Source organism: Pseudonocardia hispaniensis, assembly GCF_042658695.1.
Taxonomy (GTDB): domain Bacteria; phylum Actinomycetota; class Actinomycetes; order Mycobacteriales; family Pseudonocardiaceae; genus Pseudonocardia; species Pseudonocardia hispaniensis.
In genome coordinates this window covers 163,454-177,665 of record NZ_JBHSQW010000031.1, presented here as the reverse complement: position 1 = coordinate 177,665, position 14,212 = coordinate 163,454, and the positions used below count along the sequence as shown (strand labels likewise).

Here is a 14,212-nt window from a genome sequence, read left to right as displayed (position 1 = left end):
TCTACCCGAACGCTCCGACAGCGACCGAGCACCGCCTGTTCGCGCGTGACCTGCGAGCGGCCGGTTCGCGGTCACTGCCGGTAGATCCGCACCCAGTCGACCTCGAGCCGCACCTCGTCGGGCGTCGTCTCGTCCGGCGCTTCGATCCAGTTCGCCTTCGGGCCCTGGTCGAGCTGGATGGCCAGATGCATCGGCGTAGTCGGGATGATCTTCTTGTCGGTCGTCTCGAACCGCTTGACGCCGTCGACGTACCAGGTGATCCGGTCCGGCAGCCAGTCGAGCGCGAAAGTGTGCCACCGCGAGTAGTCACCGGGGTGGCTGGAGCCGAAGACCTTGTCGCCGCCCTCGTCCCAGTGGATCACGACGTGCGCCCGGTCCCGGTTCTCCGACGGAACCTCCATGATGTCCAGCTCGCCGTCCTGCGGCCACTGCTCGGAATCGGGCCACAGCAGGATCGCCGAGCCGAAACCGCGTCCCTTGTCGGTGCGGGCCCGGAACTCCCAGCGCCCGTACAACTGGCCCGGGTGGTAGGCCATCCCACCGGAGACGTCGCCGCTGGCCGTGATCCGCAGCAGCCCGTCGGACTGGCTGATCGCCTCGGGGCGGCGCAGGCCGTGCCCGAATCCGCCCGCGCTGTGGTACGGCGTCCAGACGGCGGTGTTCAGCGCGGGACCGTTGAACTCGTCGCCGCCGATCTGCTTCCAGCCCACCCGGGGCCCTCCGCTCCCGTCGGCCTGGCCGGAACCGTCGGCCTGGCCGGAACCGGCCGCCTGGCCCGAGGCACTGGACCGCGCACGGGTGGTCGTGGGCGGAGCGGACGGCGCCGTGGTGCGGGTCGCGCTGGTGGTCGGGATGGGCGGGAGCGTGCTCGGCGGATCGGCCAGTGTCTCCCCACCGGGCTCGGGAGCCACCGCCAGCACCGGCTCGGGCAGGTTGCCGCACGCCGCGAGCAGCAGGGCCAGTATCGCAGCACCAGCCGCACGGGCCACACGCCGACGTCGAGCGGACACGGAAAACGTCACCTCCGGCCCGGCCGCTGGTCGGGGAGCAGGGAGCTGTGAACGGCCCGGCCGCAGCAGACGGTACCCCGCACCGTGGATCCCACCTACATCGCGCGGCCGATCCGCCCTCGGCCCGGTCGGGCCGCCGCCAGCGCCGATCACATTCCGTTGATGAAGACGGGCCGAGAGTTACCGCGAACGGCCTATCCGCTGACCACCGGACGGCCGGACTCATCCGCCGGACAACTGCTCCGAACAGGACAACGAGCGCAGTCCGGCCCGACCCGCGCGACGAACACGGCACCCGCGGTCTCGTCCGCACAACGCCATACGACCTCCTGCCAGCGGGTCAGCTCCGCCTCCCCGAGCGGCGGCTGGGCGGGCTCCTTCGGCTGACCCGCGGACCTGCGGTCGGCGAGGTACACGAGCCGTCCCCCACCCGGTGCGATCCCCTCACCCACCTGGTCGATCAACCGGCCGAACGCACCGAGCGCGGCCGCCAGCTGGTAGACGGCCAGCTGCGGGTGCTCGGCCACCTGCCGCGCGCTCGGCGCCGTCTTGCCCGTCTTGACGTCGACGACGACCGGCCTGCCCCGCGCGTCGACCTCGAGGCGGTCGACCCGGCCGCGCAACCGCAGCCGCCGCGGGGTTCCGGACGGTGTCCCGGCCTCGACGCCGCCCGGGGCGGGGCCCTCCAGATCGAGCTGCACCGGTTGTTCGACCGCCACCAGCCGCAGCCCCTCCGCCCGGCTGGAGCGCACCCAGGCGTCGAAGGCGGCGAGCATGGCGCGCACCCGCGCGAGCTCGCGGCGCCCGAACCAGGGCGCTCCCGCGTCCAGCCGCGACCAGGCCGAACGCAACGCCCACTCCAGTTCCGCGGCGTCGGCTCCGGCGGCGCGGGCCTGCACCAGGGCGTGCACCAGTGACCCGGTGACGGCCGCGAGTGCGCCGATCTCCGAGCCGCCGTGGCGTTCGAGAACCCACCGCAGCGGACACGCGTCGATCCTCTCGATATCCGACGGCGAGACCGGGATGATCTCCCCGGGCGGGCGCAGCGGCGCGTCGCTGGACGGCGGGGCCAGGCCGTACCAGTCGTCGGGCGACGCCCCGGGGATGCCCGCCGCCGCCAGCCGGGCGAGCTGGGTGGCGGCCCGGCGACGGCGGTCCGCGCGGGCCGGGTCCCCGGTCTCGGGCTCGCACACCGCGCGGCGCAGCTCGCCCACCAGCTCCGCGAGCACCAGCGCTCGGCCGGGGCGATACACCGTGCGGCCCTCCTGCGGGCCCGCCGGCAGCGGATCGAGCTCGTCGAGAAACCGGGACGGCTGCTCGTCCTCCCCCTGCACCGCGCTGACCAGCAGGGTGTGCTTCGCGCGGGTGCACGCCACATAGAAGAGCCTGCGTTCCTCGGCCAGCAGCGGAGCCACCCGGGAGACGGCACCGGCCGTGGGCTCGGCGACGCCGGCCATCAGGTCGACCAGTCGCTCGGTGCCCAGCAGGCTGCCGCGCAGCCGCAGATCGGGCCAGCTGCCCTCCTGCACCCCGGGGACCGCGACGACCTGCCACTCCCGGCCGCGGGCCGCGTGCGCGGTGAGCAGCGAGACGGCCTCGCCGCGGGGGGCCTGCGGGGCCAGGGTGTCGCCGGGCAACTGCTGGTCGGCGAGGTAGTCGGCGAATCCGGCGACGTCGGCCCCGGGCAGCCGGTCGGTGTACCGGGCGGCGGCGTCGAACAGGGCGAGCACGGCGTCGAGGTCGCGGTCGGCGGCCGCGCCGACCGGACCGCCCCGCGCGCTGGCCTCGGCCCACCGCTGCGCCAGCCCGGTCTGCTGCCAGACCCGCCAGAGCACCTCCTCAACGGTCTGTCCCGCGCGCGCCGCGGCCGCCGCCGTGGCCAGCAGGGCGCCGACCCGCCGCAGCGGAGCCGTCTCGCTGCGCGGCAGCGCGGCCAGCGGATCCGGATGCCCCGCCGCCGCCGACCGCAACGCCTCGACCAGCAGCGCATCGCTCCCGGCCCGTTCGGACTCCGATTCCGGCGCCGGGTCCGCGGGCTGCTGCGCGGACCCGGCGCGCCGGGTCTCGGGCGGCTGCCCGGCCGCGTGTAGCCGCAGCAGTCCCCGGCGCAGCCGGCGCATCCGCATCGGGTCTGCGGAGCCCAGCGGCGAGGTGAGCAGCGCGCCGGCGGCGTCGGCGTCGATCTGCTCCGGACGGATCGCTCCGCGCAGCACCAGCAGCAGCGGCAGCACGGCGGGCTGGCGGGCAAGGGGCAGCTCGTCCGGCGGTGCCGCGATCGGGACCCCGGCCGCGATCAGCGCCCGGCGCAACGCCGGCAGGGCGCGCCGGGCCGACCGCGCCAGCACCGCCATCTCCGACCACGGCACCCCGTCGTTGAGATGCGCGCGACGCAACTGGTCGGCGATCCAGGCGGCCTCGCTCGCCGCGGTGGAGAACACCCGCACCCGCAGCGAGTCCGGATCGGCCTGCGCCGCCCCCGGCGGCCCGCTGCGGGTCCGTCCCTCCCCGGCGCCGGGCAGCCTGCCCACCAGCCGCGCCGCCGCGGCCCGCAGCACGTCGGTACCGCGATGGTCGACGGTCAGCACCGCCGTCTCGGCCTCGACGGCGCGCAGCCCCCTCGGGTCGGCGCCGCGGAAGTTCAGCACCGCCTGGTCGGGGTCGCCGGCCAGCAGCATGCTCTCGGCCGTCGAACCGATCGCCCGCACCAGCTCCATCTGCTGCGGGTCGAGATCCTGGGCGTCGTCGACGAAAAGATGGCGCACGCGGGCGCGTTCGGCGGCGAGCAGATCCTGATCGGAGGCGAGCGCGTCGAGTGCGGCGGCGACGAGCTCCGCGGAGTCGAGCGCGGGCGCGGTGGCCTGCGGAGCGCTGCGGCCCACGGCCCCGCGCAGCAGGATCACCTGCTCATAGCTGCGGAAGAACCGGCCGGCCGCGGTCCACTCCGGGACGTCGTGGCGCTCGCCGAGCTCGGTGAGCTCCGCGGGGCCGAGTCCGCGTTCGGCGGCACGAAGGAGCAGTTCACGCAGCTCGGCGGCGAAGCCGGGCAGGCCGAGCGCCGGGCGCAGCCGTTCGGGCCAGCCCGAGTCGGGAACCACCCCGCCGAGCTCCCCTGCCAGCAGCTCGCGCACCATGGCGTCCTGCTCCGCGCTCGCCAGCAGCCGCGGCGGCGGATCGCCGTTGCGCGCCGCGTACAGCCGCAACACGCCGAAGGCATACGAGTGCACGGTGCGCACCAATATCTCGCGGGTCGTGCGCGGCCCGGCCTCGGCCGTACCGTGGATCAGCTCGGTGAGCCGCTCGCGGAGCTCTCCGGCGGCGCGCCTGCTGCCGACGAGCAGCAACATCCGCTCCGGTGCCACACCCTCCCGCACACGCCGGGCCAGCGCCGTGAGCAGCAGCGTCGTCTTTCCGGTCCCGGGGCCGCCGACCACCCGCAGCGGGCCCTCCCGATGGTCGAGTACCCGCCGGGACGCGGCGTCCCACCCTGGCTCCGGCGCGGGGACCCGCGGCCGGCGCACCAGCGCGGGCGCCTGCTCCGGGGCCGGGGCGGATCGCGACGGTGAGGAACGAACCACGGGAGGATGCAACCACGGGCCACCGACAAGGTCGGCGCTGGGCGCCGGGCCCAAAATGGCAGCATCATGATGATGCTGCCCGAGAGTGCCCGCCGGCTGAACGTCCACATGTTCGGCTCGCCCGATGGCATCCCCGTCCTGGCCCTGCACGGCGCGACCGGGCACGGCGCCCGCTGGCGGCCGTTGGCCGAGGCGGTACCCGAGCTGCGCTGGATCGGTGTCGACCTGCGTGGGCACGGCCGCTCCCCGTGGTCTCCGCCCTGGGGTATCGAGCAGCACGTCCGCGATGCCATCGAGGTGCTCGACCGGCTCGAGATCGCCGACGTCGCCGTCGTCGGGCATTCCTTCGGCGGGGCCATCGCGGTGCATCTGGCCCGTGCGGCGCCGGACCGGGTCGAACGCCTGGTGCTACTCGACCCGGCCATCGGCCTCGACCCCGACGACATGCTGGAGACCGCCGAGGACATGCGCGCCGACGAGACCTACCCGGACATCGACGCCGCCCGGGCCGATCGGGCGGACCGCTGGAAGGGCGTCGCACCGGAGCTGATCGACGCGGAGGTCGCCGCGCATCTGGCGCATTTCGAGGACCGCTGGGAGTGGCGCTACTGCCGCTCAGCCGCGATCACCGCGTGGAGCGAGATGGCCCGCCCGGCGCTCACCCCACCGCGCGGCACCCCCACCCTGATCATGCCGGCGAGCCGGGACGATTTCGTCGAACCGGCCTGGCTCGACCGCTGCCGCGCCGAGCTGGGGGACGCCCTCACCGTCACCGAGATCGACAGCGGACACATGATCTTCCTGGAGCGCACCGCCGAGGTCGCGACGGCCATCCGCGAGTTCGTGGTGGGCTGATGGACGAGCAGGCGGTGGAGGCGGTGCGCTCGGTCGTGGCCGCCATCCCGGCGGGCGAGACGATGAGCTACGGCGAGGTCGCCGCCCGCGCCGGGATCCGTTCGCCGCGGCTGGTCGGCCGGATCCTGGCCGAGGACGGCCACGACCTGCCCTGGCACCGCGTGCTGCGCGCCGACGGGACATGCGCGCCGCAGGTGGCGATCGAGCAGGCCGCGCGGCTGCGCGCCGAGGGCGTGCTGCTGGTGGACGGGCGGTTGCCACCGGAGCACCGCCGACGAGACGACCGTCGTGCTCGCACCTGCCTCGGCGTGCTCACCCAGGCGACGGCGCCGGTGCGCGAGCACCACGACACGGCCTGAGCACGCCCACCACGGCCAGGCCTCAGCGACGAGCGGTCACCAGCGGGCCGAGTTCGCGTCCGGTGGCGCCGGCTCGGCGCGCGGCCGATCGGTAGCGCCGCACGACGGCGGTGACGACATCCGGGTGTGCCGCCAGCGGCGCCGCGATGACATCGGCGCCGCAGGCGGCGATCCGGTCGTGGAACTCACCCACCGCCAGCAGCCACGAAGCCACCGCGATCCGCCGCCGTCCGGCCGCGCGCAGCCCCGCGACCAGCTCCTCGATCCGCGGGAGCGCGGCGGCGGCGAAACCGACCGGCACGGGGCGACCCACCGCCGCCGACAGCATCCGCGCCGCCGCCGCGACCTGGCGCAGCGCCTCCGGGTCCGCGGACCCGGCCGCCGCGAGCACCACCGCGTCCCCCCGCCGCAGACCCGCCGCCAGCAGCCGGGAGGCGGCGGCTCTGGCCAGCATCGGATCGGGCCCGAGGGCCGCGGTGACCGGGAACCGCGCCGGATCGGCTCCCGCGGCGGCGAGCTGTGCGGGCAGGTCGAGGCGCACGTGGTATCCCGAGGTCAGGAACGCCGGGACGACGACCGCGCCGTCGAGCCCCGCGACCGCCTCGGCGACCGTCGGCCCACGGACCGCGACGTACCCGATCCGCGCCTCGATGCCCCGCGCCGCCACGGCCGCCACGATCTGCCGGATCTCGGCGTCGCCGGCCGCCGAGCGGCTGCCGTGCGCCACCAGCAGCAGCGGCAGGCTCATCGTGGGTCACCCGCCTCCTCAAGGGCGAGCCGGTAACCCCGCTTCACCACGGTCTGCACCATCCTGGGCCTGCCCAGGGCCGCCCGCAGCCGGGCCACCGCGGCCTCCACCGCGTGCTCGTCGTCGCCACCGCCGGGCAGCACGCGCAGCAGCTCGGCTCGCGGGACCACCCAACCCGGTCGGCGCGCCAGCATCCGCAGCAGCGCCATCGGGGTGGGCGGCACCCGCCGCAGCACCTCATCGACCAGCACGGCGTGCCCGCGCAGCTCCAGCCGGTGCCCGGCGGCCGTCATCCGGCGGGCGCGCGTGGGCGCCGTGGCCTCGAGCGTGCGGACCATCGCACCGAGCCGGCAGCGGTGCGGCTGCACGGTGGGCACGTCGAGCGCCTCGAGCGGAGCCGCCGTGACCGGCCCGACGCACAGCGCGAGCACCGGACCGCGCAGGGCCTCGACCAGCTCGGGCCGCAGCCCACGCTCGGCGGCCCTGGTCAGCAGGCTGGTGGCGGCGGGGGCGCTGGTGAAGGTGAGCACGTCCAGGCCGCCGGCCAGTGCGGCGTCGGTCAGCCGGTCCATCGGACCGGTGTCGACGGGTGGCGCCCACCGGTACACCGGCACCTCGACGACCTGCGCCCCGGCCTGCCGCAGCGCCGTCACCACCTCGGGCAGCGGATCCCCGTGCAGCTGGACGGCGATGCGCCGCCCGGCCACCCCGGTGGCCCGCAGGTGGTCAAGCACCTCGGCCGTCGACTCCGACTCCGGCGACCAGGCGTCGACGAGCCCGGAGGCGCGGATCGCGCCGCGCGCCTTCGGCCCGCGGGCCAGCAGGGTGCTGCGGCCGAGCGCGGCGCGCAGCCGCTCGCCCAGGCCCCAGCAGTCGGCGGCCTCCATCCAGCCGCGGAACCCGATCCCGGTGGTGGCCACGGTGATGTCCGGGGGCTCCTGCGCGAGCGCCCGGGTGTTCTCGAGCAGCTGCTCGTCATCGGGCAGCGCGACGATGCGGATCGCGGGCCCGTGCTGCACGACCGCGCCGCGCCGTTCCAGCATCGTGCCCAGCTCATCGGCCCGGCGAGCGGCGGTGATCCCGACGGTGAAGCCCGCGAGCGGCGGAACGCCGGACGTCGTCACGAGTCCACGACCCGTAGGCCGACCTCGACGTGGCCCTCGCTGATCCGCACCGGGAAGCAGGGCACGGAGGTGTCCGGGTCGTCCAGACACCGGCCGTCCAGCAGGGAGAAGGCCTGCTTGTAGACCGGGGAGGCGACCACCGGGACCCCGCCGCGGTCCCCGACGATGCCGCGGGACAGGACCGCGGCGCCGGAGAACGGGTCGATGTTCCCGATCGCATGGACCGCGCCGTCGTAGGTGCGGAACAGGGCGACCTGCCGGTTGCCCAGCAGCGCTGCCGCGCCCCGTTCGGGCTGCAGCCGTTCGAGCGGGCAGACCGGATACCAGACCAGCGTGGGGCTGATGGGGCTCATCGGACCAGCTCCGGCATCCCGAGCGGCAGCGGCACCGGCTGGCCGCGTTCGCTGACGAACGACACCGTGGGATCAGGCACCTCCGGCGCGTTGACGAACGAGACGAACCGCGCGAGCTTCTCCTCGTCGGCCAGCACCCCGGCCCATTCGTCGGCGTATCCGGCGACGTGCGCCGCCATCGCGGCCTCCAGGTCGGCGCAGATGCCGAGGGAGTCCTCGACGATCACGGCGCGCAGGTGATCGAGCCCGCCCTCCATGGCCTCGATCCAGGCCGAGGTGCGCTGCAGCCGGTCCGCCGTGCGGATGTAGAACATGAGGAACCGGTCGATGATCCGCACCAGGGTCTCGGTGTCCACGTCGGAGACCAGCAGGTCGGCGTGCCGCGGGGTGAACCCCCCATTGCCGCCGACGTAGAGGTTCCAGCCGTTCTCGGTGGCGATCACGCCGAAGTCCTTGGACCGGGCCTCGGCGCATTCGCGGGCACAGCCCGACACCCCGGACTTGAGCTTGTGCGGGCTGCGCAGCCCGCGGTAGCGCAGCTCCAGCGCGATCGCGAGCCCCACCGAGTCCTGCATCCCGTAGCGGCACCAGGTCGTGCCGACGCAGGACTTCACCGTCCGCAGGGCCTTGCCGTAGGCGTGCCCGGACTCGAACCCTGCGTCCACCAGCCGCTTCCAGATCGCAGGCAGCTGCTCGACGCGGGCACCGAACATGTCGATGCGCTGCCCGCCGGTGATCTTGGTGTAGAGCCCGAAGTCGCGTGCCACCTCCCCGATGGTGATCAGCCCGGCGGGCGTGATCTCCCCGCCGGGAATCCGTGGGACGACGCTGTAGGTGCCGTTGCGCTGCAGGTTGGCCAGGAAATGGTCGTTGGTGTCCTGCAGCGAGGCCTGTTCGCCCGCCAGCACGTGCCCGGTACCGAGCGAGGCCAGGATCGAGGCCACGGCCGGCTTACAGATGTCGCAGCCGCGGCCGGTTCCGTGCGACGCGACGAGCTCGGAGAACGTCCGGATCCCCGCCCCGGCGATGATCTCGAACAGCTCGGCGCGCGAGTACTCGAAGTGTTCGCACAGCGCCGTGGAGACCTCGACGCCCTCCTGCGCCAGCAGCGTCTTGAGCATCGGCACGCACGACCCGCAGCTGGTCCCCGCCCGCGTGCACGCCTTGATCGCCGGGACGTCGTGGGCGCCCGTGGCGATGGCGGTGCGGATCACGCCCTTGGTCACCGCGTTGCAGGAGCAGATCTGGGCGGTGTCGGGCAGCGCGTCCGCGCCGAGTTCCACCCCGTTCGGCGCGATCATCGCAACCGGGTCGGCGGGCAACGGCGAACCGACCAGCGGGCGCAGCGCCGCGTACTTCGACGCGTCGCCGACGAGAATGCCGCCGAGCAGGGTCGACCCGCCGGTGTCGGATCGGGAGACGACCAGCTTGGCGTAGCTGCGCGCGACCGGATCGTCGACGACGACCTCCAGCGCGCCCTCGGTGTTCGCATGCGCGTCGCCGAAGCTGGCCATGTCCACGCCGAGCAGCTTGAGCTGGGTGGACATGTCCAGGTCCGCGGGCGACATGGTGGAGCCGAGGCCCAGCAGCCGGTCGGCGACGACCTCGGCCATCGCGTATCCCGGCGCGACCAGACCGTAGGTCTGCCCCTCCAGGGCCGCGCATTCGCCCACCGCCCAGATGTTCTCGTCCACGGTCCGGCAGCGCCGGTCGACCAGCACGCCGCCGCGCTCCCCGACCGGCAGCCCGCACGCGCGGGCGAGCCCGTCGGCGGCGCGGATGCCCGCGGAGAACACGACGAGGTCGGCGTCGAGCTCGACGCCGTCGGAGAGCCGGGCGAGCAGCCGGTCGCCGTCGCGGTCGATCCCGGTCACCGAGACCCCGCACCGGACCGCGAGGCCCTGGGCCTCGACGAGGGTGCGCAGCAGCGCCCCGCCCGCCTCGTCGACCTGGACCGGCATCAGGCGCGGCGCGATCTCCACGACCTGCGGGGACAGTCCGAGCAGACGCATCGCGCGGGCCGCCTCCAGCCCGAGCAGCCCACCGCCGACGACCACGGCGGAGCGGCGGCCGGGACCGGGCCGGGCGATTGCCGCCGCGGCCGCCGCCTTGATCGCGTCCAGGTCGTCGAGGGTGCGGTAGACGAAGCAGCCGGGCAGGTCGTTGCCGGGCACCGGCGGCACGAACGGCGTCGAGCCGGTGGCGAGCACAAGGGCGTCGTAGCCCACCGTCGCCCCGGACGCGGTGCGCACTCGCTGGGCGGCCCGGTCGAGCGCAACCACCGGGTCGCCGAGCCGGACCTCGACCAGCTCGTCGTCGTGCCGGGCGAGGACCAGCTCCTCCAGGCTCCCGGTGTCGATATAGGACGAGAGCGCGACCCGGTCGTAGGCGGGACGCGTCTCCTCGCCCAGCACCGTGATCCGCCAGATGCCCGTGGTGTCCTTGGCGCGCAGGGTCTCGACCAGCCGGTGCCCCACCATGCCGTGGCCCACCACCACCAGACGGCGTGTCATGCCGCTCCCTCCTGTTCGTCTGGACCGGGTACCGCGACGAGCGCTCCGGCCGGATCCGGGTCGGCCCCGGCGAGCCAGTCGCAGATTCCGGCGACGGTGTCGACGCAGCTTCCGCAGCCGGTGCCGGCGCGGGTGGCACGGCGCAACGCGCCCGCGTCGGTCGCCCCGGCGCGCCAGGCGCTCACCAGCGCACCCTTGGTGACGGTGTTGCATCGACACACCACCGCCGACGCGGGTAGTCGTCCCGGGCTCGGCGTCCGGACGGCCTCGCTGGGCAGCGCGCGGCCGAGCAGCAACGCCAGGCGGTCGGTGGGGGCGGGCTGACCGCTGTCGTGCAGCTGGATCAGCGCCGCGGCCGCGTCCGGCAACCCGATCACGATGCCGCCGACGACGAGGTCGTCGCGCAGTGCCAGCGATGCGTAGCGGCCCCGCCGCGCATCGGTGAACCGCAGCAGTTCCGTCTCCGGGTCGGCCTTCTCGCCGGCGAATCCGTCACCCACCACGGCGAGGTCGACGTCGCGGGCCTTGAGCCGGGTCACCGTCCGGGTGCCGCGGTAGCGCGCGGCCGGGTCGTGACCGCTGAGCAGGTCGGCCAGCACCGCCGCCTGCTCCCAGCCCGGCTGCACCAGGCCCGCCGGGGCCGCCGCGTGCTGGGCGCAGTCCCCGATCGCGTACACCCTCGGCGCCGATGTGGCCAGCCGGTCGTCGACCAGGATCCCGCGGTCCACCGCGATCCCGGCCTCGGCCGCGAGCCCGGTCCGGGCGAGCGCGCCGGTGGCCACCACGACGCCGTCGACATCGAGTAGCTCACCGTCGTCGCAGGTGAGCCCGGTTCCCGGGGTCCAGCTCGCGGCCCCGGCGCCGACCCGCAGGGCAATGCCGAGCCTGCCGACGACGGCGGCGAGCACCGCCCCCGCCTCGGCGTCGAGTTGGCGTTCCATGAGGTGGCCGCAGGGGTGCACGAGGGTGACCTCGACCCCGCGCCCGGCGAGTCCGCGCGCCGCCTCCAACCCCAGAAGTCCGCCGCCGAGCACCGCGATCCGCGCGCCGGGACGAGCCATGTCGAGGATGCGCATGCAGTCGTCGAGGTCGCGAAACACGGCGACCCCGGGGCCGGGACCGCCGTCGGCACCGCGCAGGCCGGGCAGCGGGGGCAGGAACGCCCGGCTGCCGGTGGCCAACACGAGGTCGTCGTAGGGCTCGACGCGGCCATCGGAACAGTGCACGACCCTGCGGTCACGGTCGATCGCGGTGGCGACCACCCCGGTGCGCAGGTCGATGCGCTGCCGCTCGGCCCAGTCGGGCCCGTGCAGCCGGACCGCGTCGGCCTGCAGTCCCCCGGCCAGGACCGTGGACAGCAACACCCGGTTGTAGGCCGGGTGGGGCTCCGCGCCGAGGACGGTCAGCGCGACGCGGGCGCCCTGCGGGTCCCGTCTGCGGATCTCCTCGGCGAACCGGGCCCCAACCATTCCGTACCCGAGGACCACCACCCGTCTGCGCATCACAGGCCCTCCGCACCTGTGAGTGCGTAACAGTGTTCTAACACTGTTACGCACTCACGGCCGGGGGTGAGCTGGACCGCAGCGACCTTGAACTCCGGCATCCGGCTCAGTGGGTCGAGAACCGGACTGGTCACCCGGTTGGCGGCCTGCTCGCCGCCGAAGTGGAACGGCAGGAACACCGTGTCGGTGCGCAGGCTCGGTACGCAGCGCACCCGGGCCAGGGCGCTTCCGCGCCGCGAGACGACCCGGGCCCACTCGCCGTCGGCGAGCCCGGCGCGCGCGGCGGTGTCGGGATGCACCTCGATGAACGACTCCGGCACGATCGCGGCCAGCTCGTCGACCCTGCGGGTCTGCGTCCCGGACTGGTAGTGCACGAGCACCCGGCCGGTCGTCGCACGCAGCGGGAACTCGTCATCGGGTGGCTCGGCGGGCTCGGGGAGATCGACCGGAACGAGCCGCGCCCGCCCGTCCGGATGCGCGAAGCGGTCGAGGAACAGCCGCGGGGTACCCGGGTGGTCGGGGCCGGGGCACGGCCAGTGCAACGCCTCCCCCGCATCGAGCCGGGCGTAGCTGATCCCGGAGTAGTCGGCCGGACCACCCGCCGACGCCGCGCAGAGCTCGTCGAACACCCGCTCCGGTTCGGCCGAAAAGCCACGTGCACCGAGCCGCTGTGCCAGGCCGGCGATCACCTCGAGGTCGGTGCGCACCCCCGGCGGCGGGTCGACGGCCCGGCGGCGGCGCAGCACCCTGCCCTCCAGGTTGGTCAAGGTGCCCTCCTCCTCCGCCCACTGGGTCACCGGCAACACGACATCGGCCGTCAGCGCGGTCTCGCTGGGCAGGAAGTCGGCGACGACCAGCAGGTCGAGCGCGGCCAGCCGCTCGGCGACGGCGGTCGAATCGGGCGCGGAGACCAGCGGGTTCGAACCGAACAGCAGCAACGCGCGCGGCCCCCCGGGCCGGCCGAGCGCATCGAGCAACTCGGTGGCGCTGCGTCCGGGGCCCGGCAGCGCCGCCGCGTCGACTCCCCACACCGAGGCGACGTACGCCCGCGCCGCGGGGTCGTCGATACGGCGGTACCCGGGCAGCTGGTCGGCCTTCTGTCCGTGTTCGCGCCCGCCCTGGCCGTTGCCCTGCCCGGTGATCGTCCCGAAACCGGAGCCGGGTCGGCCAGGCAGGCCCAGCGCGAGCGAGAGGTTGATCCACGCCGTGACCGTGTCGACGCCGTGTGCGTGCTGTTCGGCACCGCGGGCGGTGAGCACGTAGCGCCGCTGCGCCCCGGCGAGCATCGCGACGGCCGCCCGCATGTCGGTGGCGGCCACCCCGCACACCCGCTCGGCGCGTTCTGGCCACCACCGCGCCGCTACCTGCCACGTCTCCTCCAGGCCGCTGGTCCGCGCGGCGAGGTAGTCGGTGTCGAGGTGCCCGTCGGCGACCGCGGCGTGCAACATCCCGAGTGCCAGCACCAGGTCGGTGCCGGGCACCAGCTGCAGGTGCAGACCACCGCTCGCGATCGCCCGCTCCGCGGTCGGCGTGCGGCGGGGATCGACCACCACCAGCCGGGCCCCGCCGAGGTGCCCGAGCAGCGGCGGCATCGTCTCCGCGACGTTCGCCCCGGCGAGCAGGATGACCTCGGCGTCGTCGAGATCGGTGACCGGGAACGGCAGCCCGCGGTCGATCCCGAACGAACGGTTGCCCGCCACGGCGGCCGAGGACATGCAGAACCGCCCGTTGTAGTCGATCTGCGAGGTGCCCAGTGCCACCCTGGCGAACTTGCCGAGCAGATAGGACTTTTCGTTCGTCAGCCCGCCCCCGCCGAACACGGCCACCGCGTCCGGGCCGTGCGCGGCGCGCAGCCGCGCCAGCCGTCGCGCGACATGGTCGAGGGCGGCGGTCCAGCTCACCGGCTCCAGCGGAGCGGAGCGGGTGGGGCGCAGAAGCGGGGCGGTGAGCCGCTCCGGATGGCTCAGCAGCGATCCGGCCGTCCATCCCTTCTGACACAGCCCGCCCCGGTTGGTCGGGAACTGCCTCGGAGTCACCTCCCCGGTCGCTCTCACCGCCGCGCCGCACTGCAGCGCGCAGTACGGGCAATGCGTGGGCGTCGTCATGTCAGGCATCGTCGATCGCTCCGATGTCATTCGTGGTTCGGCGACGTTTCCGGGATGTGTCCCGGCGC

The 14,212-nt window shown here is 74.6% G+C and carries 10 protein-coding genes; 2 read left to right on the top strand and 8 right to left on the bottom strand.

The annotated features are described in order from the left end of the window. Positions 1 to 71: 71 nt before the first annotated feature. Complete coding sequence (locus ACFQE5_RS15050) at positions 72 to 989, bottom strand: glycoside hydrolase family 16 protein (RefSeq protein WP_379585599.1); 918 nt, start codon at positions 987 to 989, stop codon at positions 72 to 74. Between the two features lie 215 nt (positions 990 to 1,204). Continuing rightward, positions 1,205 to 4,585, bottom strand: coding sequence for an ATP-dependent helicase (locus ACFQE5_RS15045; protein WP_379585598.1), 3,381 nt, complete (start codon positions 4,583 to 4,585; stop codon positions 1,205 to 1,207). 72 nt (positions 4,586 to 4,657) lie between these two features. Here ACFQE5_RS15045 and ACFQE5_RS15040 point away from each other — a divergent pair, with 72 nt between their 5' ends. Together ACFQE5_RS15040 and ACFQE5_RS15035 are read left to right on the top strand one after the other, a co-directional pair. Further along, the gene (locus ACFQE5_RS15040) at positions 4,658 to 5,440 is read left to right on the top strand and encodes an alpha/beta fold hydrolase (RefSeq protein ID WP_379585597.1); all 783 of its coding nucleotides are present in this window, start codon (positions 4,658 to 4,660) and stop codon (positions 5,438 to 5,440) included. Next, positions 5,440 to 5,799: an MGMT family protein gene (locus ACFQE5_RS15035; RefSeq protein WP_379585596.1), complete on the top strand. Its 360-nt coding sequence runs from the start codon at positions 5,440 to 5,442 to the stop codon at positions 5,797 to 5,799. The genes ACFQE5_RS15040 and ACFQE5_RS15035 overlap by 1 nt, the downstream gene beginning before the upstream one ends. 22 nt (positions 5,800 to 5,821) lie before the next feature. Here the strand turns inward: ACFQE5_RS15035 and ACFQE5_RS15030 are convergent, their stop codons facing one another. Genes ACFQE5_RS15030 through ACFQE5_RS15005 form a run of 6 tightly spaced genes read right to left on the bottom strand, consistent with a single transcriptional unit; the run spans position 5,822 to position 14,153 of the window. Then, a complete protein-coding gene (locus ACFQE5_RS15030) occupies positions 5,822 to 6,547 on the bottom strand; it encodes a sirohydrochlorin chelatase (protein WP_379585595.1) in 726 nt (241 codons plus the stop codon). Continuing rightward, positions 6,544 to 7,671, bottom strand: a complete 1,128-nt coding sequence (locus ACFQE5_RS15025; RefSeq protein ID WP_379585594.1) for a uroporphyrinogen-III synthase — start codon at positions 7,669 to 7,671, stop codon at positions 6,544 to 6,546. Before ACFQE5_RS15025 ends, ACFQE5_RS15030 begins: the two co-directional genes overlap by 4 nt. After that, entirely contained in the window at positions 7,668 to 8,024 is a 357-nt protein-coding gene (nirD, locus tag ACFQE5_RS15020) for a nitrite reductase small subunit NirD (protein ID WP_379585593.1), read from the bottom strand. Before nirD ends, ACFQE5_RS15025 begins: the two co-directional genes overlap by 4 nt. Beyond that, positions 8,021 to 10,537 carry a nitrite reductase large subunit NirB gene (gene nirB / locus ACFQE5_RS15015; protein WP_379585592.1) on the bottom strand — a complete coding sequence of 839 codons (2,517 nt, stop codon included), beginning with the start codon at positions 10,535 to 10,537 and terminating at the stop codon, positions 8,021 to 8,023. Before nirB ends, nirD begins: the two co-directional genes overlap by 4 nt. After that, complete coding sequence (locus ACFQE5_RS15010) at positions 10,534 to 12,039, bottom strand: FAD-dependent oxidoreductase (protein ID WP_379585591.1); 1,506 nt, start codon at positions 12,037 to 12,039, stop codon at positions 10,534 to 10,536. Before ACFQE5_RS15010 ends, nirB begins: the two co-directional genes overlap by 4 nt. After that, positions 12,039 to 14,153, bottom strand: a complete 2,115-nt coding sequence (locus ACFQE5_RS15005) for a molybdopterin oxidoreductase family protein (RefSeq protein WP_379585590.1) — start codon at positions 14,151 to 14,153, stop codon at positions 12,039 to 12,041. Before ACFQE5_RS15005 ends, ACFQE5_RS15010 begins: the two co-directional genes overlap by 1 nt. Positions 14,154 to 14,212: the final 59 nt, after the last annotated feature.